General features: G+C 54.3%; 22 protein-coding genes and 2 pseudogenes. 16 read left to right on the forward strand and 8 right to left on the reverse strand.

Annotated features, from left to right (window positions below; translation table 11 throughout):
- Nucleotides 1-97: 97 nt before the first annotated feature.
- Both ABHF33_RS16175 and ABHF33_RS16180 read right to left on the reverse strand, forming a co-directional pair.
- Nucleotides 98-1,207 (reverse strand): HPP family protein, encoded by a 1,110-nt coding sequence (locus tag ABHF33_RS16175; RefSeq protein ID WP_348944913.1) that lies wholly within the window; start codon nucleotides 1,205-1,207, stop codon nucleotides 98-100.
- 100 nt (nucleotides 1,208-1,307) lie between these two features.
- The gene (locus ABHF33_RS16180) at nucleotides 1,308-1,706 is read right to left on the reverse strand and encodes a YbaN family protein (protein ID WP_348944914.1); all 399 of its coding nucleotides are present in this window, start codon (nucleotides 1,704-1,706) and stop codon (nucleotides 1,308-1,310) included.
- A 380-nt stretch (nucleotides 1,707-2,086) separates the two neighbouring features.
- On the opposite strand from ABHF33_RS16180, the gene ABHF33_RS16185 reads away from it, so the two are divergent.
- Complete coding sequence (locus ABHF33_RS16185; protein ID WP_348944915.1) at nucleotides 2,087-4,648, forward strand: methyl-accepting chemotaxis protein; 2,562 nt, start codon at nucleotides 2,087-2,089, stop codon at nucleotides 4,646-4,648.
- 48 nt (nucleotides 4,649-4,696) lie between these two features.
- On the opposite strand, the gene ABHF33_RS16190 is transcribed toward ABHF33_RS16185, so the two are convergent.
- Nucleotides 4,697-5,503: a carbonic anhydrase gene (locus ABHF33_RS16190; protein ID WP_348944916.1), complete on the reverse strand. Its 807-nt coding sequence runs from the start codon at nucleotides 5,501-5,503 to the stop codon at nucleotides 4,697-4,699.
- A 157-nt stretch (nucleotides 5,504-5,660) separates the two neighbouring features.
- Here ABHF33_RS16190 and ABHF33_RS16195 point away from each other — a divergent pair, with 157 nt between their 5' ends.
- The 6 genes from ABHF33_RS16195 (at nucleotide 5,661) to ABHF33_RS16220 (ending at nucleotide 11,255) form a co-directional block, all read left to right on the forward strand.
- A complete protein-coding gene (locus tag ABHF33_RS16195) occupies nucleotides 5,661-6,167 on the forward strand; it encodes a hypothetical protein (RefSeq protein WP_348944917.1) in 507 nt (168 codons plus the stop codon).
- On the forward strand, nucleotides 6,164-6,859 hold the full coding sequence (gene ung, locus ABHF33_RS16200) for a uracil-DNA glycosylase (RefSeq protein ID WP_348944918.1): 696 nt from the start codon (nucleotides 6,164-6,166) through the stop codon (nucleotides 6,857-6,859). Before ABHF33_RS16195 ends, ung begins: the two co-directional genes overlap by 4 nt.
- Nucleotides 6,860-6,867: 8 nt before the next feature.
- Nucleotides 6,868-7,755: an ROK family protein gene (locus tag ABHF33_RS16205; RefSeq protein ID WP_348944919.1), complete on the forward strand. Its 888-nt coding sequence runs from the start codon at nucleotides 6,868-6,870 to the stop codon at nucleotides 7,753-7,755.
- Between the two features lie 51 nt (nucleotides 7,756-7,806).
- A complete protein-coding gene (locus ABHF33_RS16210; RefSeq protein WP_348944920.1) occupies nucleotides 7,807-9,588 on the forward strand; it encodes a glycoside hydrolase family 9 protein in 1,782 nt (593 codons plus the stop codon).
- Between the two features lie 118 nt (nucleotides 9,589-9,706).
- Entirely contained in the window at nucleotides 9,707-10,711 is a 1,005-nt protein-coding gene (gene rfaD / locus ABHF33_RS16215; RefSeq protein ID WP_348944921.1) for an ADP-glyceromanno-heptose 6-epimerase, read from the forward strand.
- A gap of 109 nt (nucleotides 10,712-10,820) precedes the next feature.
- Nucleotides 10,821-11,255 carry a DUF4124 domain-containing protein gene (locus ABHF33_RS16220; RefSeq protein ID WP_348944922.1) on the forward strand — a complete coding sequence of 145 codons (435 nt, stop codon included), beginning with the start codon at nucleotides 10,821-10,823 and terminating at the stop codon, nucleotides 11,253-11,255.
- 74 nt (nucleotides 11,256-11,329) lie between these two features.
- Here the strand turns inward: ABHF33_RS16220 and ABHF33_RS16225 are convergent, their stop codons facing one another.
- Entirely contained in the window at nucleotides 11,330-13,240 is a 1,911-nt protein-coding gene (locus tag ABHF33_RS16225) for an MFS transporter (RefSeq protein ID WP_348944924.1), read from the reverse strand.
- Nucleotides 13,241-13,451: 211 nt separating this feature from the next.
- Here ABHF33_RS16225 and ABHF33_RS16230 point away from each other — a divergent pair, with 211 nt between their 5' ends.
- Genes ABHF33_RS16230 through amaB form a run of 3 tightly spaced genes read left to right on the forward strand, consistent with a single transcriptional unit; the run spans nucleotide 13,452 to nucleotide 16,962 of the window.
- On the forward strand, nucleotides 13,452-14,258 hold the full coding sequence (locus tag ABHF33_RS16230; protein ID WP_348944925.1) for a DUF1338 domain-containing protein: 807 nt from the start codon (nucleotides 13,452-13,454) through the stop codon (nucleotides 14,256-14,258).
- Nucleotides 14,255-15,397: a saccharopine dehydrogenase C-terminal domain-containing protein gene (locus ABHF33_RS16235; RefSeq protein ID WP_348944926.1), complete on the forward strand. Its 1,143-nt coding sequence runs from the start codon at nucleotides 14,255-14,257 to the stop codon at nucleotides 15,395-15,397. Before ABHF33_RS16230 ends, ABHF33_RS16235 begins: the two co-directional genes overlap by 4 nt.
- Complete coding sequence (amaB, locus tag ABHF33_RS16240) at nucleotides 15,394-16,962, forward strand: L-piperidine-6-carboxylate dehydrogenase (protein ID WP_348944927.1); 1,569 nt, start codon at nucleotides 15,394-15,396, stop codon at nucleotides 16,960-16,962. The genes ABHF33_RS16235 and amaB overlap by 4 nt, the downstream gene beginning before the upstream one ends.
- A gap of 69 nt (nucleotides 16,963-17,031) precedes the next feature.
- Here the strand turns inward: amaB and dcd are convergent, their stop codons facing one another.
- A complete protein-coding gene (gene dcd, locus ABHF33_RS16245; protein ID WP_348944928.1) occupies nucleotides 17,032-17,607 on the reverse strand; it encodes a dCTP deaminase in 576 nt (191 codons plus the stop codon).
- 155 nt (nucleotides 17,608-17,762) lie between these two features.
- Between dcd and ABHF33_RS16250 the strand changes: the two genes are divergently transcribed.
- From ABHF33_RS16250 to ABHF33_RS16260, 3 genes are all read left to right on the forward strand, one after another.
- Complete coding sequence (locus ABHF33_RS16250) at nucleotides 17,763-18,221, forward strand: peroxiredoxin (protein WP_348944929.1); 459 nt, start codon at nucleotides 17,763-17,765, stop codon at nucleotides 18,219-18,221.
- Nucleotides 18,222-18,276: 55 nt separating this feature from the next.
- Nucleotides 18,277-19,680, forward strand: a complete 1,404-nt coding sequence (locus ABHF33_RS16255; protein WP_348944930.1) for a PhoH family protein — start codon at nucleotides 18,277-18,279, stop codon at nucleotides 19,678-19,680.
- A 142-nt stretch (nucleotides 19,681-19,822) separates the two neighbouring features.
- Nucleotides 19,823-20,179 carry a carboxymuconolactone decarboxylase family protein gene (locus ABHF33_RS16260; RefSeq protein ID WP_348944931.1) on the forward strand — a complete coding sequence of 119 codons (357 nt, stop codon included), beginning with the start codon at nucleotides 19,823-19,825 and terminating at the stop codon, nucleotides 20,177-20,179.
- Between the two features lie 203 nt (nucleotides 20,180-20,382).
- Here the strand turns inward: ABHF33_RS16260 and ABHF33_RS16265 are convergent, their stop codons facing one another.
- Nucleotides 20,383-21,165 (reverse strand): RNA methyltransferase, encoded by a 783-nt coding sequence (locus tag ABHF33_RS16265; protein ID WP_348944932.1) that lies wholly within the window; start codon nucleotides 21,163-21,165, stop codon nucleotides 20,383-20,385.
- A gap of 71 nt (nucleotides 21,166-21,236) precedes the next feature.
- Here ABHF33_RS16265 and ABHF33_RS16270 point away from each other — a divergent pair, with 71 nt between their 5' ends.
- From ABHF33_RS16270 to ABHF33_RS17055, 3 genes and pseudogenes are all read left to right on the forward strand, one after another.
- Nucleotides 21,237-22,019, forward strand: coding sequence for an inositol monophosphatase family protein (locus tag ABHF33_RS16270; protein ID WP_157669252.1), 783 nt, complete (start codon nucleotides 21,237-21,239; stop codon nucleotides 22,017-22,019).
- Nucleotides 22,020-22,240: 221 nt separating this feature from the next.
- Nucleotides 22,241-23,680 (forward strand): annotated as a pseudogene (locus ABHF33_RS16275) (PAS domain S-box protein); the annotation flags it as partial.
- 87 nt (nucleotides 23,681-23,767) lie between these two features.
- Nucleotides 23,768-23,947 (forward strand): annotated as a pseudogene (locus tag ABHF33_RS17055) (methyl-accepting chemotaxis protein); the annotation flags it as partial.
- A gap of 144 nt (nucleotides 23,948-24,091) precedes the next feature.
- On the opposite strand, the gene ABHF33_RS16280 reads toward ABHF33_RS17055, so the two are convergent.
- Together ABHF33_RS16280 and ABHF33_RS16285 are read right to left on the reverse strand one after the other, a co-directional pair.
- Nucleotides 24,092-24,442 (reverse strand): ArsC family reductase, encoded by a 351-nt coding sequence (locus ABHF33_RS16280; protein ID WP_348944934.1) that lies wholly within the window; start codon nucleotides 24,440-24,442, stop codon nucleotides 24,092-24,094.
- A 56-nt stretch (nucleotides 24,443-24,498) separates the two neighbouring features.
- Complete coding sequence (locus ABHF33_RS16285; RefSeq protein WP_348944935.1) at nucleotides 24,499-25,644, reverse strand: PilT/PilU family type 4a pilus ATPase; 1,146 nt, start codon at nucleotides 25,642-25,644, stop codon at nucleotides 24,499-24,501.
- Between the last annotated feature and the right edge of the window lie 18 nt (nucleotides 25,645-25,662).

Consider the following 25,662-nt stretch of genomic DNA (forward strand, 5'->3'; position numbering starts at 1 on the left):
CCAGTCAATAGCGATCCAGTCATTCACTTTGCTGGATGATTACGCAACAACGGCGCCTTGGGCGCCGTTGTTGTTTTCTCGACTTTGGTCAGATCAATTACTCGGTAAGCGTGCTTTCGGTATCACGGGCGGCATATTGAGCCAGCACGGCAATCATGTCCGATTGGGCAATCATGCCGACCAGCTCGCCGTCTGCCACCACCGGCAGATGATGCACGCCGCCGTCGGAAAACAGCGGAACCAGTTCGAGCAAGGCCTGCTGGGGCGCAGCGGTGTGGACTGCGCGAGTCATCAGCTTGGCCAAAGGCTGGCTCATTTGTTGGCTGGAGCGCGCCTGCTGGGTGTGCGGGTCTACCATCAGGTTGTGCAAAGTGACGATCCCGACCAGTTTTTCTGCGCTGCCTACAACCGGCAGCGCCTGCACGCGATGAAAAGCCAGCTTCTGCCAGGCGTCGCTGCCGCTGTTTTGGACATCGATGCTGATGATGGAGCGGGACATGACATCGGCGCAGCGCAGCTCTCTCAAATTCTGTTGCCGGGCGTGGCGTTGTGCGTCCTGCAGGATGTGCTGCAAGTCTTGCGGGCTGATATCGAGTAACTGTTCCTGTTGTTCAAGCGCGTAGGCAATATCTTCCTCGCTCGTGCCCACCCGCTGGCTGGGTAGTGGATCGCTGGTATGGTGCGGCGCTGGTGGCGGGGTGTAATTTGGGTAGCGTCGCCCAGCCAGCCGGCTATACAGCAATGCAATCAGCAGCAGCAGGGCAGAATTGATCGCTACCGGTGCCAGTACATACTGAAAGGCCAGCGAGCTGATCTCGGGGCCGCCAATGACCGCGCTCAAGGCCACCGCGCCGCCGGGCGGGTGCAGGCTGCGTGTTAGCAACATCAGGGCAATCGCCAGCATGACGGCCACGCCCGAGGCCAGCGCCATATTGTCGATCAGCATCGCACAACTAACGCCAACCAGCGCAGACAATAGATTGCCGACAATCAGCGACCAGGGTTGCGCCAGGGGGCTGGCGGGCGCAGCAAAGAGCAGCACGGCCGATGCGCCCATCGGGGCAATCAGCCAGTGCGGTCGCACGCCTAGCAACCATTGGCACAGTAGCTCGGTGCCGATCAGCCCCAGTGCGGCACCTAGCGCGCCAAGCAGGCATTCTTTGCGGTGAGTTGGGGGTAAGGCAGGTAGAAAGGCTTTGGGGGACATCAGCTTGGGCCGAGGATAAAACCATTATCTTACAAGGCTGGCCGGTTTTTGCGCAGCGCATTGTGGGTAGCTGCGGCGCAGCGCTTTGCACAAGCGGGGGCTATGGCCTGTTCGTTTGTCCGGCTGTGCTGCTGCGGGTAGGGATACGGATCACGGTCAATGCACCAATTAAGGCGACGGCCAGGATGGAGACCTGAGCCAGTGGCTGACTCGATAGTTGCCAGATCGACAGGCCGGACATCAGCAGCATCAGGCCGATGGCCAAATATTTCAGCCGCAGCGGCAGGCTGCGGTGTTGCTCCCAGTCGCGGATCAGTGCGCCGCACCAAGGGTGATCGAGCAGGCGTTGATGCAGACGTTGCGAGCCTTTGGCAAAACAATACGCCGCCAGCAAAATAAAAGGCGTCGTCGGCAGCCCCGGCAACACAATGCCAATCAAGCCCAGTAGCAGCGCCAGCACGCCGCCGAGTGTAAACAGGATTTTATAGATCGGTTTCATAGCCCTGACCCGTTCCCGAAAGGGGTTGATGGCTAAAGCATAGCGCAAGCAGCACGGCGATGGCATGGATTTACGCGTGGAGTGACTGTTGGTGGTAGGGTATTTTGTTGCAGCAACTGATTCAATTGAGTTATGGGCATATACCCTTGATCTCTATTTGGGATCGTTGCGTGCAGTCTTGCCTTAAAACACGGCCCAGGGTGTGGAGGCAGATCCTCGCTATTTGCCAGTCTGGAATGGGGTTTTTATGCCTTGGATCAAATTAATTAACCTGATTGTCAGCAAAGGCTGTGTTCATGTGCCTAAATAACTTTCGTGCGGCAATAAATATTGCACGCGGGGAAGCGGGTTTTTTCGTCGGGCTATCTTGGAGGTGTGCAATGTCTGGCACTCGGTCTATGAAGGTGTCAACCCAGCTGGGGCTGGGTTTTGGTGTGGTGATTGTATTGCTTTTACTGATCGGGCTGATGTCGATCAACCGGCTCAATACACTCAATACGACGGTCGACAAGCTGGTGCATGAGCGCTACCCCAAGGTGGTGGCGACCTATGAATTGATCAACACCCTGAGTCAGGTCGCCATCAGCAATCGCAATATGCTGATTATGGGTAACGAACGTGATGTGCAGCAGCAGCTGGATAACGTCACGCAATACCGTGCCAAACTGAGCGCCGGTTATGCAGAGCTGGAAAAAAACGCCAGCAATGAGCAGGAAAAAGCCATGATCGCCAGTGTCCTTGAGATACGCGCTGCCTATGTCAAAAACCTGGAGCGCTATCTGGAGATGATCAAAGCAGGGGAGAAAGAGCAGGCGGGGGCATTTATTACCGCTGATCTGGCGACCAGCTTTAAGGCTTATGTTGAAGCCTTGCATGAGTTGATTAGCTTTCAGTCCAAGGCCATGAATACGGCTGGCGAAGAAACCGAAAAAGTAGGTGAGGCGGCCAAATGGCAGATTATGGCGCTGGGTTTGGTGGCCGTCCTGTTGTCGGTGCTGGTCGCCTGGCTGATTGTACGCGCCTTGATGAAGCAACTGGGCGGCGAGCCAGCTCAGGCCGCTGCGGTGGCGCTGGCGGTGGCCAATGGCCGCGTAGACAATCAGATTTCGCTGCAGGAGCATGATAAAGCCAGTGTGATGTATGCGATGAAGCAAATGCAGGACACCATTCGCGCCTTTATTGTCGAGCAACAATTGATGGCCGATCAGCACGAGCAAGGCTGGATCAAGGTGCAGATGGATGCTGGCAAATTTAATGGCCAGTTTGCCATGATGGCCGAGCAGATCAACAAGCTGGTTAATGCGCATATCGCGGTCAAAATGAAAGTCGTCCAGATCATCGGCGAGTACGCGCGTGGCAATTTCCAGCCGGATATGGATAGATTGCCTGGCGATAAAGCACAGATTACAGCCGCGATTGATCAGGTTAAAGCATCGCTGCTGGCCATTAGCAGCGATGTGAAGCTGCTGGCTGAGTCAGGCTCGCGCGGTGATTTCAGCCCGCGGGCCGACGCCAACAAATATCAGTTCATGTTCAAAGCCATGATTGATGATCTGAACCAGCTGATTAGCACTTGCGATCTGGGTTTCAACGACGTCTTGCGGGTGTCCAATGCGCTGGCAGCGGGCGATCTGAGCCAGTCGATTACCAAAGAATACCCCGGTTTGTTCGGTGAGACCCGTCATGGGGTGAATGCAACCGTTGAGGCTTTACGCAAAGTGGTGGCGCAAATCGAGCAAGTCGTCGAAGCCGCCGCCATGCAGGGGGACTTCAGCCGCAAAATCGATTTGAGCGATAAACAAGGCTATACACGGCGTTTGTCCGAGCTGCTTAACCAGCTCTCCGAAGTTACCGATACCGGTTTGCGCGATGTGATGCGGATCGCCAATGCTTTGGCCGCTGGTGATTTGACACAGACCATCAACAAGGATTATCCGGGACTGTTTGGCGAAACCAAGCAAGGGGTCAATGCCACGGTAGAAAACCTGCAGCGTTTAGTGAGCGAGATTCAGGCGTCCGGTGCGTCGATTAATGCGGCGGCCAAAGAAATTTCACTTGGAAATAGTGACTTGTCACGTAGGACGGAAGCGCAGGCGGCCAGCCTTGAAGAAACGGCTTCCAGCATGGAAGAGCTGACCAGCACCGTGAAGCAGAATGCGGAAAACGCCATTGTAGCCAGCCAGCTGGCGCGTACTTCTTCTGATGTAGCGACCAAGGGTGGCGAGGTAGTGAGCAAGGTGGTGGAAACCATGAGCTCGATTAATGATTCCTCACGCAAGATTGTCGACATTATTAGCGTGATCGACGGCATCGCCTTTCAAACCAATATTCTGGCGCTCAATGCCGCAGTCGAGGCCGCACGCGCAGGTGAGCAAGGTCGCGGTTTTGCGGTGGTGGCGGCTGAGGTCAGAAATCTGGCGCAACGCTCGGCGCTAGCGGCCAAAGAAATTAAAAATCTGATTGGCGATTCGGTTTCCAAGGTAGAAGGTGGCGCCAAACTGGTTGCCGAGGCCGGAAGCACCATGAGCGAGATCGAGAGCAGTATCAAGCGCGTGACCGACATCATGGGCGAGATTTCTGCTGCGTCGGCCGAGCAAAGCGCAGGTATCGGCCAGATCAATCAGGCGATTATCCAGATGGACGAGGTGACACAGCAAAATGCGGCGCTGGTGGAAGAAGCTTCTGCCGCAGCCGAGTCGCTGGAAGAGCAGGCACAACTGCTGGCCGAGGCAGTCAGTGTCTTTAAATTAAACCACGCTCAGTCGATTGCTTTGCCAGGGGCTCGACCTGCCGTTGTAGCTAGGCGCAACGTCGCTCGGCTTGCGCCATCAAGCCAATCGAAGTCCCCTGCAAGCAAGAGAGATTCGGCAGCACGCCCTGTGTCCTCGCAAGGTGCACTGGCGCATCATTCGGCTCAGGACGAACATTGGGAAGAGTTCTGATTGCCCAGTACAGGGTAGGTCTGGCCTAGGCTGACCTACCCCGTTGATTTATTGGCCGCTATCGATAACGGCCCGTTCAAACAAACTTTGCAAGGGGCGGGCATTCATTGCAAATTCCCGCTTGAAGCGGCTGATTTGCTGGGCTGACAGATGAATGGGCTGCTTTAAAACAAACCAGCGTACGCCTTCAGTGCACGGCGGGGTGGTTAATGAACCCATGAAGGTCCAGTAGGCCTGATTGCCCGGCAGCAGATTGGCCGCACTGTACTTGTTCTGGTCAAAAATCCGCGTTTCATAGTGCTCACCTGGCAATTTGGCCCAGAATTGTCGAATCAGCGCATGCTCGCTCTTGCCCTGATTGATCAGTACGGCGACCACGGCCAATTGGCCCGCATCATTCCTGTGCACCATATGCGCAACCATAGGATAACGCTTGCCGCCTACGGCCTCTTCGCTTGGCGTGTGAAAGTGAAATTGCAGCAGCTGATATTTATCCTGGCCCACCATCAAAAAACTGCCCGGATCGTAATTGAGCTGAATCGTGTGCCCATTGTTTTGGATATTCAGTTTGCTGGGCTGGTAGTCAAACTGCAGCTTATCGAGTGACTGCGAATACACTTCGCTGATATTGATGGGTGATTGCTGGGTGCCCGATTTGCACAGAGCAAATTCAGGTTTCATATTGCCCCAGTGCTCGGCCCCTGTGCTGCCTTCGTAGCCCCAGTGTGATGGATCATGCGGTGCGGCATGCTTGGTCTTGCCGTGATTGGTGGTGCTGGCGCTGCTGGCCAGTGATATACCGGGGAATAAAAACACGCTGCTACAGAGCAGTGCGGCAAGGCGGAAGGTTGGCATAATTATTGGACTCGGTTGTGTTGGTATTGCATTTTAGTCATAACATCAGTGCTGTGAACTATTTCAGGTTCGCTCTTCGCATTTACTCGTTGAATCCGCCCCCGAAAGCACTTTTTCAACGATATAATCGCCCAAAACTATTGAGGTCTGTTTGCGTGTGATCAATCCCATCTCAGGTCCGGCATTTTCCGCAAGCTTGCCTTTTTGCTGGCAGGCGCAAGACGGCGGCGTACATGATTGTGGTAGTGATGAATGGGAAGCCATTCGTTACTTGCTGGTGCTGGCTGATTTTGAGCAAAACAGCGAATCGATTGAGCTGGCGCAAGCGAGGCAGGATTTGCTCTTGCTCTGGCTGGCCAGAAGCCAGACTATGCAACTGCCAGCAGCGCAGGCGCTGACGGTTGGTTTATCCCGGCTGGCCTGGCAGACCTGCACTGCACCGCAGCTGGGTGAACAAGGGCTGATCCGCCTGGCGTTTTCTACCCGTTTTCCGCTGGTGCTGGGCATTCAGGCCCGAATCTGTGCGGTGCAGCCTGATGAGCAGGGGGCTTTGTGCGTGGCCGAGCTGATCTTCAATAGCCCGCAGTTGCAAGACCAGTTTGAACAAACGGTATTCCGCTATCACCGGCGTGCCATTCAATTAGCGAAACAGACCCAACCATGAATTTGTCGTCATTGATTCCTGCTGACTGGCAGGCGCCACTCGCTCAAGCATTATCCCACCCCAAAATCGCCAGTCTGGAGCGCTATCTGGCGCAGGAAATCACTGAGCAGCAGATTTTCCCTCCGCGTGAGTGCTGGTTTAATGCGCTGGCGACCTTGTCTCCAGCGCAGGTGAAAGTGGTCATTCTGGGGCAAGACCCTTATCACGGCGCAGGCGAAGCGCACGGGCTGGCTTTTTCTGTGCCGCATGGCGTGAAAACGCCGCCATCTTTGCGCAATATCTGGCAGGAACTGGCGCGCGATTTTGGCCTGACGCCGCCGCAGCATGGCAATCTGGCTGGCTGGGCAGAGCAGGGCGTTTTATTGCTTAATACCTCGCTGACTGTGCGTGCTGATTGTGCCGGATCGCACGGCAAGCTGGGTTGGGAGGTGATTACCAATGCGGTCATCGAGCATCTGGCACACACGCAGCGCAATCTTGTTTTTGTATTATGGGGCGCGCATGCGCAGAAGCGGGTAGCCCTGATTGATGAATCACAGCATTGCGTGCTCAAATCGGCGCATCCATCGCCCTTGTCGGCGTATCGGGGTTTTCTGGGCTGCGGCCATTTTTCTGCCGCAAATGCCTATCTGGCCGAACACAATAAAACGCCGATTGACTGGGCTCGTGCTCACGTTATCGGGCAGGTTTGAGGTAAAAGATGAATCTAATTGCTTTTGATATTGGCGGTACGCAAATCAAATACGGCATCGTGGATGAAACCGGGCAGGTATTGTCTGCCGAGCTATGTGACACGCCCAAGCTGGACGGTGGCGCGGGTCTGCTCAAGGTGCTGATTGCGCTGGCCGAGCCACTCAAGGCGGCCTATCAGCCCGCCGGGATAGCGATCAGCAGTTTTGGGCTGATTGACGCTAAAAACGGCGCTGTACTTGGCGCAGCCGAAGCGATTGATGGCTACACCGGCACGCAAGTCAAAGCCGAGCTGGAAGCGGCCTTGCAATTGCCTGTGGCGATTGATAATGACGTTAATTGCGTTGCGATTGCTGAAGGTTGGCGCGGCGCGGCACAAGGCGTGGAAAACTATATTGCCGTTGCCATCGGCACCGGCATCGGCGGCGGCATTGTCATTAATGACCGCATTTACCGAGGTCACCGTGCAGCCGCAGGCGAATGGGGCTATATGCTGGTCGATGGCCTGATCTGGGAAGACTACGCGTCCATGCGCGGCTTGCAGCATCGGGTGCAGGCGCTGGATACGGGCCGCTCGCTCGATGGTCGCGCCATTTTTGCCCTGTACGATCAGGGTGACGCGCAAATTAGCCAGGTCGTTGATCAATGGTTTGCCTTTCTGGCGACAGGGCTGGCCAATTTGATCTATGCACTCAACCCGGAGCGGCTGGTGATTGGCGGTGGCATCACCGCGCGTGGCCCGGTGTTTCTGGCCGAGCTGTGCGCTGCGGTGGATAAGGTTTTGCTACCCGATTTTAAAAACATGAGCCAGATCGTGCTCGCCAGTGCGGGCAATCATGCCGGCATGATTGGTGCGGTGAAAAACTGGCTCAATACCTATCCCGTAGCGGTACGTTAAGCGGGTGCGTACCAGCAATTTTATTGATTGAAATTATCTAGTGAGTCAATTTTGAAAATCATTCTAAATCACCTCGGTTTCGAACCGCGTGGCCGTAAAGCCGCCATTATTGATGCGCCTGCTGATGTACTCAATGGTAAATCCTTTACCGTATATGATGCTAGCACGCGTCTGGCTGTTCATCGTGGCTCAATACTCCCGCAGGGTACTGTGGCCAACTGGACGCATGATGGCAAGAAACGCCATTACTGGCAGGCTGATTTTTCCGCACTCGATACCGTGGGCGAATATTTTATTGCGGTTGACGAAATGCAGCCGCCACTGGTGTCGAATACATTCAAAATCGCAGCGCACCTGTTGGGCGAGTTGCTGATTTCCGACATCGTGCACTACATCAAAGGCCAGCGTTGCACCGGCATTTTTGACGTCGCTGACCGGGCTGCGCCGGTGGTCGAGTCGGACAAAGTACGCGATGTGCACGGTGGCTGGTACGACGCTTCGGGCGATACCTCAAAATACATGTCGCATCTATCCTTTGCGCAGTACATGAATCCGCAGCAAACACCGCAAGTTGTCTGGAATCTGATCGACGGTTTGCAGCAATTTCCTGCGTGCCCGGTGTGGATTGAAGACCATATCAAACTGGATTTAATCCCCGACGACGCGGAAAAAATCGCCTTTTTTAATAAATGGTTTTACGAGCGTATTACCGACGAAGCCTGCCACGGTGCCGATTTCCTGCTGCGTATGCAGGACGAAACGGGCTTTTTCTATATGACGCAGTTCGACCAGTGGAGCAAAGATCCGGCTCGCCGCTCGCTGTGCGAATACAAAACCAATAAGGGCGATAAATACGCCACGTATCAATCGGCGTATCGTCAGGGCGGCGGCGCGGCAATTGCTGCGCTGGCGCGCGCTTCAAGCTTGGATCGTGACGGCGACTTTAGCCGCGCGGATTATCTGGCGGGCGCGAAAAAAGCTTTTGCCGATCTGGAAAAAAATAACCTCGCTTACCTTGAGGACGGCGTTGAAAATATCATCGATGACTACTGCGCTTTGCTCGCAGCCAGTGAGCTATTGGCCGCCAGCGGCGATGCGCAATACCAGACCACTGCCGAGTTGCGGGTAAACAAGCTGCTGGCCCGCCAGCAGGCTGAGGGCTGGTTTGTTGCCGATCATGCCGGCCAGCGCAGCTTCTTCCACGCCGCTGAAGCGGGCTTGCCGTATATCGCGCTGATGCGCTTTATCGAAGTTTGCCCAACCAGCGCCCTAGTCGAGCAAATCAAGTCGGCGCTGCGCAAAGCGTATCAGTATGAATTCAAGATTACCTTTGCTGAAGTAAATAACCCCTTCGGGTATCCGCGTCAATACGTTATGCAGCAAGGTGTACAGGGCAATACCCAGTTTTTTATTCCGCATGACAATGGTACGGGCTACTGGTGGCAGGGCGAGAATGCGCGGCTGGGATCGATTGCCGCTGCGGCTGCGCGTGCACAAGTGCTGTTTGCCAATGAAACCGAGCTTGTTCAGCAGTTAGCTCGCTATGAGCAAGCAGTGCTCGATTGGGTGCTGGGGAATAATCCGTTTGATGCCTGCATGCTGCAAGGCTGGGGCCGCAATAATCCGCGTTACGAGCCGGGCTTCTTTAATGCGCCGGGTGGTGTTTGCAACGGGATTACCAGCGGGCTGGATGATGAAACCGACATCGATTTCCGTCCAAGCGAGATCGCGACCATGGCCAATAGCTGGCGCTGGACCGAGCAATGGATGCCGCACGCAGCGTGGCTGTACCTCGCCCTATGTACGCGGATTAAAACGACAGCAACTCTTTAAATAACCATCCAAAAGTTCTCACGCAAGGCACGAAGTCGAAGACAGTACAATCGTACGGCGAGACGAAGTAACGATGCGTGAGGACTTTTGTCTTGCTACTTAGCAATAAGGATAAATCATGGCGATCATCGTTACCGGCGCAGCCGGTTTTATCGGCTCGAACATCATCAAGGCGCTCAATGAGCGCGGCGAAACCGACATTATTGCCGTCGACAACCTGACTCGCGGTGATAAATTCCGCAATCTGGCCGATCTGCAAATTGCGCATTACCTCGACAAGCACGACTTTATCGAAGAGCTCGCCACTGGCACATTCGATGGCATGGTCAGCGCGGTGCTGCATCAGGGCGCTTGCTCGGATACGATGGAGCACAACGGCAAGTACATGATGGACAACAACTATCAGTACACGCTGAGCCTATTTGAATGGTGTCAGGCCGAAGAGGTGCAGTTTCTCTATGCGTCGTCGGCAGCGACCTATGGCAATGGCGAAAACGGCTTTATCGAAACCCCTGATTGTGAGCAGCCACTGAATGTTTATGGCTACTCCAAGCTGCTCTTCGATCAGGTGTTGCGTCAGCGCATTGCGGCGGGTGAGATTACCGCGCAAGTGGCCGGTTTCCGTTATTTCAACGTCTACGGTCCGCGTGAATGGCATAAAGAACGCATGGCGTCGGTCGCTTTCCACCATTTCAACCAGTATCGTGCCAATGGCAAAGTCAAACTGTTTGGCGAATACGGTGGTTATCCGGCTGGCGGCCACACGCGCGATTTCGTGTCGGTTGAAGACATTGTCAAAGTGAACCTGTGGTTTCTGGAAAACCCGGAAGTGTGCGGCATTTACAATGTCGGCACCGGCCGTTCGCAGCCGTTTAACGATATTGCGATTACCGCAGTCAATACTTGCCGTGCGTTTGAGGGCAAGCCAGCGCTCTCGCTTGACGAAATGCTGGCGCAAGGGATTTTGGAATACACCGAGTTTCCCGAGGCGCTGAAAGGCAAATATCAGTGCTTTACCGAAGCCGATCTGACCTTGCTGCGCGAGGCCGGTTATCAGGACAAATTCCTGACGGTTGAAGAGGGCGTCAAACGCTACGTTGAAAGCCTGCTGGGTTTGCGCTAGAACGGTATTTTTGCGGCACCGCTCAGGCGCTGAGAAATACCTCATCGTGCCGGCCTAGGGTCTGTGTTAATGTCGGCGCATCTTAGTGCGCAATTTGGGAGTTAATCGCATGCGTATGACTACATGGCTTTTGCTGGCGGCCAGCCTTGGCACCATTTTGAGTGCGCAGGCTCAGGTGTATAAATGGGTCGATGCCAATGGGCGCGTTATTTATTCGGATCAGCCTCCGCCTGCTGGTGTGGCCAAGGCCAAGACGGTGAATGTCAAAGATACCGCGGTGACCAGTGTGGCGGCGCCCAAAAAGGCCGATGCTTCGGCAGTGCAAGCCTCTGCACCGCAAACTGCAAGCGCGCCAGCGCCTAGCCCAAAACCCGTGCGCGATGAAGCAGCGTGCTCGCAGGCACAGAAAAGGCTGAGCTTTTTGAATAATGCAAAACTGTTTAAAGAGCGTAACGAGAAAGGCCAGCTGGAGTTTCTGGATGCCGAGCGGAAAAAACAGGAAATAGCCGAAAAGCAGGCGTTTATCGAGAAAAACTGTCGATAAGCAGCAGGTCAACAAAAAGGGTGCTTTCAGCACCCTTTTTATTTGCATTGATTAAATAAATTGATTAAATTAAATCATTGCTGCTCGCCGCGTAGCCGCCGAACCTGATCTTCCAGCGTTTGCCGATCGGCCTGCTCTGCTGCAATCGGCGTATCGATCACCAATCCAATCCGCGCAAACAGCCGCCGTGGAATCTTCATCATCGCCGCGCCATCTTTGCGACTGAAAAAGCTGCCCCACAAACCTTGCAGCGCCATCGGAATGACCGGTACGGGTGACTCTTTCAAAATGCGCTCAATGCCCGGCATAAAGCGGTACATCTCGCCGTTGTTCGTAATCCTTCCTTCGGGGAAAATAGCGACCAGATCACCGGCCGCCAGCGCATCGGCAATCGCGGTAAAGGCCGCTTCCTTGATCTCCGGATTCTCTTTAGCGGTGCCGATCGGGATAGTGCCCGCAGTGCGGAAAATGAAATTGAACAGCGGAATTTTGTAGATCTGATAATCCATCACAAAGCGCACCGGGCGGCGGATTGATCCGGCAATCACCAAAGCATCCATATAGCTGACATGATTGCACACCAGTACAGCCGCACCTTGCTGTGGAATGTGCTCCAGCCCGGTTTTGCGTACCCGATACAGCGTATGCGTGAGCATCCAGATCAAGAAACGCATCAAGAATTCCGGAATCAGCGTGTAGATATACACCGCAACGATGATATTGAGGATCGCGACGATCAGCAGCAGCTCGCGCAAGCTAAACCCCGCGCTGAGCAAGGCGATGCTCATCAGCGAAGCAATCACCATAAAGAGCGAGTTCAGGATGTTATTGGCTGCAATGGCGCGTGAAGTGAATTCGCGTTCGGTGCGCGTTTGAATCAGTGCGTACAGCGGTACAATAAAAAAGCCGCCAAAAACACCGATCAGCAGTATATCGCCCAACACCCGCCAATGCGCCCAGTACGAGACAAACCCCTCCAGGGTATATTGGTTTGGCAGTAAATTGGCCGTGGCAAAATACAAATCAATGCCAAATAGCGACAAGCCAATCGAGCCAAACGGCACCAGCCCCAGCTCAATCTGGCGGCCTGAGAGTTTTTCACACAATACCGAGCCCAGCCCCACACCCAGCGAGAAAACCGCCATCAGCAAGGTATACACATCGGCATTGCCGTGCAGTACCGATTTGGCAAAATCTGGAAATTGCGTCAGGTAAACGGCGCCAAAAAACCAGAACCAGGAAATGCCCAGCAGTGAATTGAAAACGGTTTTGTTTTGCTTGACATGCCGGACGATTGCGACCGTTTCACTGAAAATATTCCAGTTAATTTTCAGCTCTGGCGCGGTGGGGGGGGCAGAGGGCATGGCGCGGCTGGTGAAGTAGCCGACGATGGCCACGCCGACGCAGGCAAAGACAATCATGGCTTCGCCGGTACTGCCCGAATCAGCTGAGCCACCGGATTGCACAATCATTGTGCCGGCAATCTGGCCGAGCAAAATGGCAATAAAAGTGCCCATTTCAATCAGGCCATTGCCACCCAGTAGCTCCTGCTCTTTGAGGTATTGCGGCAACACCGAATACTTGAGTGGACCAAACAGCGCGGAATGGATGCCCATCAGAAACAGGCAGAACATCAGCAATGAGGCGTTATGCCAGATAAAGCCAGCGCCAGCGGCCAGCATAATCCAGATTTCCAGCGCCTTGATCCAGCGTGCCAACACCGCCTTGTCGTATTTCTCGGCCAGTTGGCCTGCCAGCGCGGAAAACAGAAAAAACGGCAGCATGAAAATACCAGCGCTCAGATTCACAATCGTTTGCGCATTCATGCCCATCATGGCCAGGCCGTGAAATGTCACCAGTACCAGAAATGCATTTTTAAACAGATTGTCGTTAAACGCGCCCAGAAACTGGGTCAGAAACAAGGGCAGGAAACACCGCTGACGGAGTAGATCAAACTGGTTGTCCTGATGCTGGGGCTGGCTCATTCGATGTGCTCTGTGCTAATTGGGTGGCTAAAGTCTAATTGAAAGTGCTGGCTTCGGCATATTTTTCCGGCGTGTCATTTTCTATTCAATCGGCTTCACTTAATGCTTGCCTTGATGGCACCGTCTGCGATGCCGCTAGTCGGGATGTTGCAGTCGCACACGGAGTTTGCTGACTATCTTGGCAGCAAGTGATGGCGACAGGGGAAAGCCAATGTCAACGAGCACATTTTTTGCCGCGCTATGGGCAGACTATCTGGCGCTGGCACCGCAGGCCGCCGATATTCGCCAGCTATTTGGCGGCGAACACGTCATCAACGATCATGTGGCTTTTCGCACTTTTGATCACTCGGCCATTTGCCTCACTGTACTCGAGCAGCCTTTGCTTGAGCTGGGGTATCGACGCGATGCGCATTACGAGTTTCCCGATAAGCATTTGTCGGCTTGGGGCTATATTCCTGCCAGCGCTGATGATCCGCTGATTTTTCTGAGTCAATTGCATCTGGCGCAATTATCGGCCGCTGCACAGGCAATCATCGCGCCCTTACTGGCCCACCTACCAGTGCCATGTGTGACAGGAGCTGACTTTTTCTACTCGGGCCGGCACTGGCCAGCACTCAGCTGGGCACAATATCAGGCACTGGCTGCCGAGAGTGAATACGCGGCCTGGCTGGCCTTGCATGGTTTTCACGCCAATCATTTCACTATTGCAGTGCACCGCCTAGGGGTATCGCTCGCTGAGGTAGTGGATAAAATAGCTGCAGCTGGATACCCTATGAATACGGCTGGCGGCGTGATTAAAGGCAGCGAAGACGTGCTGCTAATGCAAGCCGCCACGCTGGCCCAGCCGGTGTCATTTGATTTTGCCGATGCGCCCGGCCAGTTGGTGCCGGGTTGTTATTACGAATTTGCGCAGCGTTTTGCCGATGAGTCGGGCCAGCTGTATCAAGGCTTTGTGGCGGCCAGCGCCAGCCGCATTTTTGAATCAACGCACTTGCAACGCGAGTGGGGTGCGACATGAGTGCGCCCACCCCAGCCATTCCCGTTCCCATCCCGGTCACCATTGTGGGCGCAGGCAAAATTGGCAGCAGTATCGCCAAGCTGTTGGCTTTGAGTGGTGACTACCAGCTTCGCGTGCTCGATCCCAATGCCGATGCGCTCAAGGCGCTGCACAGCAAAGTGCCGCTAGAGACGCGGCAAATCAAGGCCGATGAGCCTTTGCTGCCCCATCTGGAGCAGCAGGCCGCCGTGCTTGCCGCCACCGCATTTGATAAAAATCCGGATATTGCCCGAGCCGCGCTGCAAGCCGGGTGCAGCTATTTTGATCTGACCGAAGACACCGCCACCACGCAAATCATCCGTGAGTTGGCGCAACATGCCCGCGCCGGGCAGATTTTCATGCCGCAATGTGGCCTGGCGCCGGGTTTTATCGGCATTCTGGCGCACGATATGGCCAAGCGCTTCGAGCGGGTTGATTCTGTGAAAATGCGCGTTGGTGCGCTGCCGCAATATCCGAGCAATGCCCTGAAATACAATCTGACCTGGTCCACCGACGGCCTGATTAACGAATACTGCAACCCATGTGATGCTATCCGCCACGGCCAGCTGCTTAGCGTTCAGGCGCTGGAAGGGTTGGAGCATTTTGCGCTCGACGGGCTGGAGTACGAGGCCTTCAATACTTCGGGCGGTTTAGGTTCCTTGTGCGAAACCTGGCTGGGGCGTGTGGCCAATATGGATTACAAAACGGTGCGCTACGTCGGGCATCGCGATTTGATGGATTTCGTGATCAATGGGCTGCGGATGGGCGCCAGCCCCGCCAGTCGTCAGCAACTCAAGCAGATTCTGGAGGCGGCTATTCCGCTGACGCTGCAAGACGTTGTGCTGGTCTTTGTCACGGTATCGGGCTATCTCGATGGCCAGTACCGGCAGATTAGCGATGCGCGCAAGGTGTATCACCGCCAGCTGCATGGCGAGGCCTGGAGCGCGATTCAACTCACCACCGCCAGTGCGGCAGCGACGGCGCTGGATCTGCATTTTCAGGGGCAATTGCCCACAAGGGGTTTTGTTAGTCAGGACGCGATTGCGCTTGATCAGTTCCTGGCCAACCGTTTTGGCCAGCATTATGCAATTGATCGCTACGCTGAGGAGATTCCGGTATGAGCGCCCGAAAAACCGGCTATGGCCTGCCTGCCGTGTGTGAAGCGCTGGACATTGCCGTCTGGCAAAAATCCGGACTCTGGCCAGCGGCCATCATTGCGGGCACACCGTGCTATCAGCACACGGCAAGCCGCGAATTATCCAGCCCGATTGATGGCGTCTCGCACGGCAAAATGGCGCTGGCTGAGCCCGACGACGCGGCGCTGGCGATCAGTGAGGCGCAGGATGCTTTTGTGCAGTGGCGCAGCTGGCCGGCACCCCGGCGCGGCTTGGTGATCAAGGCCATTGCCGAGCGGGTCAGCCAGCATAAAACCGCGCTGGCGCGGCTGATTGTGCTTGAAGCCGGGAAAATTGAATCCGAAGCGCTGGGCGAGGTGCAGGAGTGGATCGATCTGTGTGATCTGGCGCTGGGGCAATCGCGCCAGCTCTATGGCCTGGTGATCGCCAGCGAGCGCGCCGAGCACCGGCTGATCGAGCAATGGCATCCGCTGGGCGTCGTTGGTGTGATTACAGCGTTTAATTTTCCGGTAGCAGTCTGGGCGTGGAATGCGATGCTGGCGCTGGTTTGCGGCAATGCCGTGGTCTGGAAGCCATCAGAAAAAACCCCGCTGTGCGCGCTAGCGTGTACCCGGATTGTCGCGACGGTCTTGCAAGAGCAGGGCGCGCCAGCTGGGTTGGTCTCCGTCTTGCAGGGCGATGCGGCGCTGGGGCAAAGCTTGGCGCAGCATCCGGCGATTGCCTTGCTCTCCGCCACCGGCTCGTGCCGGATGGGGCGCGCCGTAGCGCAGCAGGTGGCGGCGCGTTTTGGTCGCAGCCTGCTGGAGCTGGGCGGCAATAATGCCCTGATTGTGACGCCAAGCGCCGATCTGGCGCAGGCGCTGCCCGCCATTGTTTTTTCAGCGGTAGGCACTTGCGGTCAGCGTTGCACCAGCCTGCGGCGGCTGATTGTGCACGAGTCGTTGGCCGATCAGTTGTGCCAGCGTCTGGTCGGTCTGTATGCGCAGCTAAAAATTGGCGACCCGCGCGATCCGGCCACGCTGGTGGGGCCAATTATTGATGGTATTGCCCTGCAGAATATGCGTAACAAAATCTCTGAGGCAATACATGATGGAGGTATCTTGCTGTGTGGCGGCCAGATTGTGGTGGGCGTCCCCACGGGCCATTATGTGCAGCCCGCCATTATCCGCATGCCGCAACAGAGCGCGACGATGATGGACGAGACTTTTGCCCCCATCCTGTTTGTGCTGACGTATACCACGCTGGACGAAGCCATCGCCTTGAATAATGAAGTGCCGCAAGGCCTGTCTTCGGCAATCTTCACCCGCGATCAGCGCGAGGCCGAGCTGTTTATCAGTAGCGCTGGTTCTGATTGCGGACTGGCCAATGTGAACGCGGGCACCAGCGGAGCCGAGATTGGCGGCGCGTTTGGTGGTGAAAAGGCGACAGGTGGAGGGCGGGAATCGGGTTCTGATGCGTGGAAAAATTATATGCGCCGCAGCACCAATACCATTAACTACGGTCAGGGCCTGCCACTGGCACAGGGCGTGAATTTCTCGCTTGATGGCTAATGGACTGGGGTATATTGCTGTATGGTAATTTGCAAATGTCCTGCAGCAATATACCCCTGGTGGCGATAATCAGGTCTTAGGCAGGGTCACGCCATGTTGGCCCTGATATTTTCCGCCGCGATCACGGTAGCTGGTTTCGCAGATGTCGTCCTGATCGGCTTCAAAAAACAGCACTTGCGCTACGCCTTCGTTGGCGTAAATTTTGGCTGGCAGCGGCGTGGTGTTGGAAAATTCCAATGTCACATAGCCTTCCCATTCGGGCTCGAACGGCGTCACATTGACGATAATACCGCAGCGCGCATACGTTGATTTACCCAGACAAACCGTCAGCGCGTTGCGCGGGATGCGGAAATATTCGACGGTACGTGCAAGTGCGAATGAATTGGGTGGAATGATGCAATAACCTTTGCCAGACACATCAACAAAGCTGTTTTCATCAAAGTTTTTCGGGTCAACAATCGTTGAATTCAGATTGGTAAACACTTTGAATTCATCTGCACAGCGAATGTCGTAGCCATAGCTGGATGTGCCGTAAGACACAATGCGCTCGCCATTCACTTCCTTGACCTGCCCGGGAATAAACGGCTCGATCATCCCATGCTCTTGCGCCATGCGGCGAATCCACTTATCTGACTTAATGCTCATGCTGTCACACGCCTGTAAATATTTTGCCCGTATTGTACTCGCAAAGCGTGTTCAGGCTAAAGAGAGTTGCAGTGGACTGATTGCAGCTTGATTCGCCGTTCACAATTGCCGACAATAAAGCAAGGCATTCACGCTGTAAGCATTTTGGAGAATTCATGAGCTCTGCCCTTTGTATGGCACTTCAACAACCCACCACCAACGCTGGCCACTTCGATTTATCCCAACTGGCCACGCCCTACGCAGTGATTTATTTTTACCCTAAAGACAATACGCCGGGCTGCACGACGGAATCTGCCGATTTTCGCGACCAGCACGCACGATTTTTAGCTGCGGGCGCTTCGGTATTTGGAGTGTCTCGCGACAGCATGAAAAGCCATGAAAACTTCAAAGCCAAATTGGGGCTGGAGTTCGAGCTGATTTCCGACCCAAATGAGGCCGCTTGCGAAGCGTTTGGCGTGATGAAGCTGAAAAATATGTATGGCAAGCAGGTCAGGGGTATCGAGCGCAGCACCTTTGTGATCAATAAATCTGGCGAGATACTCCGTGAGTGGCGCGGTGTGAAAGTACCGAATCATGTGGCCGAAGTGCTCGGCTTTGTTGAGAGTTTGCAGTAAATATCAGCGGCCATTGAGCCGCTTTTTGTTGTCCAATCAAGTGGAGGAACGCATCATGGCTGCCAAAAAAGCACAGAAAGTCAGCAAACTATTCGTACTTGATACCAATGTTCTGATGCATGACCCTACCTCGCTCTATCGTTTTCAGGAGCACGATTTATTTGTGCCGATGATGACGCTTGAAGAGCTCGATTCCAACAAAAAGGGCATGACCGAAGTTGCCCGCAATGCGCGGCAAGCCAGCCGTTTTATGGAAGAGCTGGTCGCCGGGATGGAGCACAATCTGTATGACGGTGTTTCACTCGAAGAAGCCAGCAAGGGGCAGGCGAGCGGGCGGCTTTTTCTGCAAACCGAGGCGATCACCAGCGTTTTGCCATCGCAATTACCGATGGGCAAAGCCGATAACCAGATTCTGGGGGTAGTCCATCACCTGCAGGCGATGCAGCCCAAGCGCGAAGTGATTCTGGTTTCCAAAGACATTAATATGCGCATCAAGGCGCGCACGCTGGGCTTGGCGGCGGAAGATTATTTCAACGACAAGGTGCTGGAAGACACTGATCTCTTGTACAACGGCATGCGTGAGATCGATCAGAAATTCTGGGAGCGCAATAGCAAGGATCTGGAGAGCTGGCAGGAGAGCGGGCGCAGCTACTGGCGCATCAAGGGGCCCGATGTGGCCGAATTGTATGTTAATCAAATGCTGTACCAAACCGGCGATACGCCGCTGCAGGCGCGGGTGCTCAGCATTGACGGCAAATCGGCGGTGATCGAAAGCCTGAAAGATTACAGCCATCACAAAAATGCCATCTGGGGCATTACCGCGCGCAACCGCGAACAGAATTTTGCCCTTAATCTGCTGATGAATCCGGATGTCGATTTTGTCTCATTATTGGGGCAGGCCGGTACCGGCAAAACGTTGCTGACGCTAGCGGCGTGTCTGGCGCAGACGCTGGAATCGAAAATCTACACCGAAATCATTATGACCCGCGTCACGGTGCCAGTGGGCGAAGACATTGGTTTCCTGCCGGGGACTGAGGAAGAAAAAATGCTGCCGTGGATGGGCGCGCTGGAAGACAATCTCGACGTGCTCAATCAAACTGACGCCGAAGCGGGCGACTGGGGCAGGGCGGCGACGCGCGATTTGATCCGCAGCCGGATCAAGGTCAAATCGTTGAACTTCATGCGCGGCCGCACGTTCCTCAATAAATTCCTGATTATCGACGAGGCGCAAAATCTGACGTCCAAGCAGATGAAAACGCTGATTACCCGCGCTGGGCCTGGCACCAAAGTGGTTTGTCTCGGTAATATCAGCCAGATTGACACGCCATATTTAACTGAGGGCTCATCCGGTTTGACCTATGTGGTGGATCGCTTCAAAGGTTGGGATCACTCTGGGCATATTACGCTAACGCGCGGCGAGCGCTCGCGTCTGGCTGATTACGCGGCTGAGGTGTTGTAACACTGAAATGCTGTGTCTGTTGCTGCGACTTTTAACCGCGCTATTTCCGCAGTGAATGGCGCGGTTTTGTTTTTGCTCAAAGCGGCGCTTTACAATTAATAGTATATTTATTTGTATATTATTGATTGGCAAGGAGTTAAAAATGAGCGGGCAATATCACCAAATCGTACGCGACATTACCGGCAAGCTGCGCGAGTTTCACCAGGAAATCCCCGACACCGCGCAGGCGTTTACCGCGATGGCCAAGGCCACGCACGGCGACGGCGCATTAAGCAAGAAACAGAAAGAACTGATGGCGATGGCCATTGCCATTGCTGCACGCTGTGAAGGCTGCTTGGGCTTTCATGCTCAGGCCTGCGTCAAGCTGGGCGTCACACGCGCCGAATTTCTGGAAATGATCCAGGTGGCGGTTTATATGGGCGGCGGCCCCAGCATGATGACCAGTGCCGAGGCGCTGATGGCTTATGAGGAATATGGCGGCGAGAAAGTGTCAGAGTGATTTCAGGGGTATGTGTCTGTAGATTATGCTGAATATAAACTGTATACATATACCCCTATATTGATCCTGGAGCAGAATAATGCTGCTCACACCTCACACCTCACACCTCACACCTCACACCTCACACCTCACACCTCACACCTCACACCTCACACCTCACACCTCACACCTCACACCTCACACCTCACACCTCACACCTCACCTCAAGGCTTCCGATCAAACTCGGTGGTGGCTTTCAGAATGCCGCGCAGAATATCGACTTCTTCGCGTTCCAGCTCGGCGCGTACATACAGTCGGCGCAGGCGCGGCATCAGGCGTTTTGGCGCGTGCGGGCGCAAAAAGCCGATTTTCAGTAACACTTCTTCCATATGCTCGAACAACTTTTCCAGCGATTCATGCGTCGCCAGTTCGCGCTCTTCCTGCAAATGCTGCACATCAACCAAATCGGTCTCGTAGCAGCTGGTGCGCAGCTCGTAGCACAGCACCTGCACCGCTTGCGAGAGATTCAGGCTGGAATACTCCGGATTGGTTGGAATCGTCACGCGATCGCTGCATAGCGATAGCTCGTCGATGGTCAGCCCGCTGGTTTCGGCGCCAAACACCAGCGCGACTTCTTTGTCGGCGCGTGCGGTGGCGATTACTTCGGGGGCGATCTGGCGCGGTGTTTGCAGGGGCTGTGATAGCTCGCGGCGACGTGCAGTGAGCGCCACTTGCATGGTGGTTCCGGCCAAGGCTTCGGCCATGCTGCTGACCACTTTGGCGTTCTGCAAAATATCGTCAGCGCTGGAGGCCAGCGCGGTCGCCACTTCGGATGGAAATTCTTTCGGATTGATCAAATACAGCTCGGTCAGCCCCATGGTTTTCATCGCACGCGCGGTTGAGCCAATATTGCCGGGGTGGCTGGTGTGCGATAAAACCACGCGAATTCGCGGTAAACACTCGGTTTCGCTACCTTGATAGAGATTTTTCTTGATTTCTTTATTCATTGTCGGGTTTATTCTGGAGCCAGAGGCGGGTAGAATACGTGCTTAATTACGTTCTTTCAAATTGAGAAACCATGCATCCAATGCTCAACACCGCGGTGCGCGCTGCGCGCCGTGCTGCGACTGTTATCCAGCGTGCCTCCAATAACCTGGATTTGATCACCCCCGAGAAAAAAGGCCACAACGATTTTGTGTCCGAAGTGGATCGCGCTGCCGAGCAGGCGATTATCGACACCATCCTTGAGGCTTATCCGAATCACGCGATTCTGGCTGAAGAATCCGGCTCGCGCGGCAACTCGGAATACGTGTGGATTATTGACCCATTGGATGGCACGACCAACTTCTTGCATGGTTTCCCGCAATACGCGATCTCGATTGCACTTGAGTACAAAGGCGTGATCACGCAAGCCGTGGTTTACGATCCAAACCGCAATGACTTGTTCACCGCCACCCGTGGCGTCGGCGCTTTCCTGAACGATCGTCGTATTCGTGTTTCTAAAGTGCGTGAACTATCTGACGCGCTGGTGGGCACCGGTTTCCCGTACACCAAGTTCGACAACCTTGAAACCTATCTGAATATTTTCCGCGACATGGCGCAAAAATCAGCAGGCGTTCGCCGCCCTGGCGCTGCTGCACTTGATCTGGCTTATGTTGCTTGCGGCCGTTTTGATGGCTTCTTCGAGTTTGATCTGAAACTGGTTGATATTGCCGCCGGTACGCTGCTGGTGCAGGAAGCGGGCGGTCTGGTGACCGACATGAACGGCGAAGAGAAATTCCTTGAGTCTGGCGACGTGCTCTGCGGTACGCCACGTGTTTTTGGTCAGATGTTGTCGGTGATTCGTCAGCATTTGAAATAAGTAGGCAAATAGGCGGCGATGGTTTCGCATTTTGCGTATCTGCCGACTTTTCGGAATCTAAACCGGCCTTAGGGTCGGTTTTTTTACGCCCATTGCAGGATGGCGACTTGGTGCCTATTGATTATCGCTATCTGGTTTGCGCACTTGATTTGCATTCTGAATCTGGCCTTACTAAAGTAATGAATGTTTAAATTGTGCCACATTGCTGGTGGAGATTTTTTATGTTGGGAAGTATTTTGCGATGGTTATCGGCTCGCGATGTTGTTAAGGCAATTAACAGTGCGCAGGCCGTGATTCAATTTCGCGCCGATGGTGTTATTGAAGACGCCAACCCTATTTTCCTGCAATTAATGAATTACACGCTCTCCGAAATTAAAGGTCAGCACCATAGGATCTTTGTCGATCCAGCCGAGGCGAGCCAGTCTGATTATCAGGCGTTCTGGAATCGCTTGCGTGCCGGTACAGCGCAGACCGCCCAATTCAAACGGCTGGCCAAGGGCGGCAAGGAAGTCTGGATTCAAGCCTCTTATGTACCGGTAGTTTCGCAAGGCAAGGTGTGTCGGATTATTAAATTTGCCACTGATGTCACTGCGCAAGTCATGGCGCAAGCGGATATGCAAGGGCAGATCGAAGCGATTAGCCGCGCGCAGGCCGTCATTGAATTTGATCTGGATGGACGGATTTTGACGGCCAATGATAATTTTCTGCGTTTAATGGATTATCGGCTGGCGGAAGTGCAGGGGCAGCAGCATCGAATGTTTGTTGCTGCAAGCGAGGCATCCAGCACGCAGTACGCGGCATTTTGGGAGGCGCTGCGCCGTGGCGAATATCAAACCGCCGAATTTCGCCGGCTAGCCAAAGGCGGGCGTGAAGTCTGGATTCATGCAACCTACAACCCGATTTGCACGCCGGATGGTCGAGTTATTAAGGTGATTAAATACGCCAGCGATATTACTGAAGAAGTTGCACAACGCGCCCAGTTTAAGCTGCTGTCGCTGGTGGTAGATCAAACAGATAATGCGGTGCTCGTTTGCGGTGCTGATCAGCGGGTTTTGTATGTGAATCACGGGTTTGAGCGACTGACTGCTTATCGTCAAGCCGATGTGCTGGGGAAGGACGTTGCCACTTTGTTGTCGGGCAAGCAAACTGACCCGGTCGAGTTGAAGTCCTTGCAAGATGCCATGCGCAAGCAGCAGGCATATGTGGGTGAGCTGTTGAATACATCGCGCGATGGGCGAGACTATTGGGTTTCGGTGGCCATCAATCCGGTGCTTTCTGCGTCGGGCGGTTTGACGCATCAGGTGGTGGTGCTAAGCGATATTTCGCATACCAAAGCGCGTGAACAGGAATTTGCCAAGCGTTTTGTGGCGATTGGCCGCACCAATGCGGTGTGCGAATGGGACTTGGCGGGCCGCCTTGTCGAGGCCAATGCCTATCTGATAGAGCATTTGCAAGAGTCGGATTTTAAAACTCTGCAGGCCAGAAGTCGCTTGCTGCCAGAGATCATTGGCGCAGACCTGTTTGCACGTCTCTTGGCTGGCGAGCAGATCAACGGCGAATTCCGGATGTATCGCTCGGATGGTACTGAGGTATTGATGAATGGCACGGCTTGCCCTATCACCGATGCGGTGGGAGAGATTAAGCATATTGTCAGTTATGGTGTTGACGTCACGTCCAAAATCGAAGCCGAAAGGGTGACGGATCAGGAAATGAGTCAGGTGATTGCTTCAAGCGAGAAAATTCGCGTGATTATTGAGGTGATCAACCAGATTTCATCGCAAACCAATTTGCTGGCGCTCAATGCGGCGATAGAGGCGGCCAGGGCTGGCGAGCAAGGGCGTGGTTTTGCGGTTGTGGCCGATGAGGTGCGCAAGCTGGCCTTGCAGTCATCGGAATCAGCCACCGAGATTTCTGCGTTGGTGGCCGAGTCGATTGAGCGTATTCACAATCTGGAAACCTCGCTGCGTCGGCTGAGTGGTAGCGATTAAAACTTTTGCAGCTCGATTTTGCTTCGATGGGTATATTGCTCTGGCCTTTGTTGGGTGTGAGCTGTAGCCGTATACCCTGTGGAGCTAACGAGTAAGTAATTGCTGGTAAACTTCGGGCTTGAAGCCGACCTGAACCTGCTGCCCGCTCATCAGTACTGGGCGCTTGATGATCGAAGGGTTGGCAAGCATCAGCCGGATTGCGCTATCGGCATCAACCACACTTTGCTTGCTTACCTCGTCGAGTTTTCGCCAGGTGGTGCCTTGTTTATTGATCAGTGCCTCCCAGCCGATTGCATTAATCCAGGTCTGGATTTGTTCGGTGCTCAGGCCTTGTTTTTTAAAATCGTGCCACTCGTATTCAAAGCTATTTTCATTAAGCCAGCTGCGGGCTTTTTTTACGGTGTCGCAATTGGGGATGCCAAATAATTTAATCATCGATGGTCTTGCTCGCTAAAAATAAAACGGCGCGAGACGATCTGAACGCCTCACGCCTAGTGCAGCGGCATATCGAAACTCAGATCGGGCTCGGGGGTATTTTCTTTGGCTTTGCTGATTTTGCTGGCCTCCTGCTCATCAATACTTTGCGCATTATTGACCATCCATGAAAGGTTGGTGGCCGAATCGGCATTGCGCAATGCTTCGTCAAGCTCGATTTCGCCGGCGCGATACATGCGATACAGCGATTGCTCGAATGTTTGCGATCCTTCTGCCAGTGATTGCTCCATTGCGTCCTTGATGTCGGCCAGATCACCACTACGAATCAGCTCGGCGATCCGGTTGGTGTTCAGCATGACTTCGACCGCAGGTTTGAGTTTGCCGGTTTTGGTTTTAACCAGGCGCTGCGACACGATGGCCTTGAGTGATGTTGACATATCGTAAAGCAGCGATTCACGCGCATCTTGCGGGAAGAAGTTCACAATCCGGCTCAAGGAGTGATAGCTGTTGTTGGCGTGCAGGGTTGAAATACACAGATGCCCGGCCTGCGCGTACTGCATGGCGTAGGTCATCGTTTCCTGGTCACGAATTTCACCCAGCATCAGCACATTCGGCGCTTCGCGCATGGCATTACGCAGTGCGTCGTGATAGCTGTGCGTGTCTGTGCCTACTTCACGTTGGCTGACGATGGATTTTTTGTGTGAATAAATAAATTCAATCGGGTCTTCAATCGTCAGGATGTGGCCGCTATGGTGTTCGTTGCGATGTTCCAGCATGGCCGAGACGGTGGACGATTTGCCCGAGCCGGTGGCACCGACCAGAAGAATAATCCCGCGTTTCTCCATGATCAGGTCTTTCAGCAGCTCCGGCATGAATAACTCTTCCAGCGTGGCTGCTTTGGGCTTGATGTAGCGGGCAACCAGTGCCACCGAGCCGCGACTTTTGTATACATTGATCCGGAAGTTGCCGAGCTCAGGGACTGGATAAGCCATATTGAGTTCCAGATCTCGCTCAAAGGTGGCTACCCGCTCGGGGCCCATGAGTTGATAGGCCAGTTGTTTAACGTGCTCGGCGCTTAAAACCTGATTATTGACCGGATGGCAGACGCCTTGAAGCTTGATCACAATCGGAGAGCCTGCCGCCAGGAATAGATCGGAGGCGCTGCGCTCGGCCATGAGTTTGAAAAAGGGTAATAAATTCATCTCGGGCTCACTGTTTTA

This window comes from Chitinibacter sp. FCG-7 (assembly GCF_040047665.1).
Lineage (GTDB): Bacteria > Pseudomonadota > Gammaproteobacteria > Burkholderiales > Chitinibacteraceae > Chitinibacter > Chitinibacter mangrovi.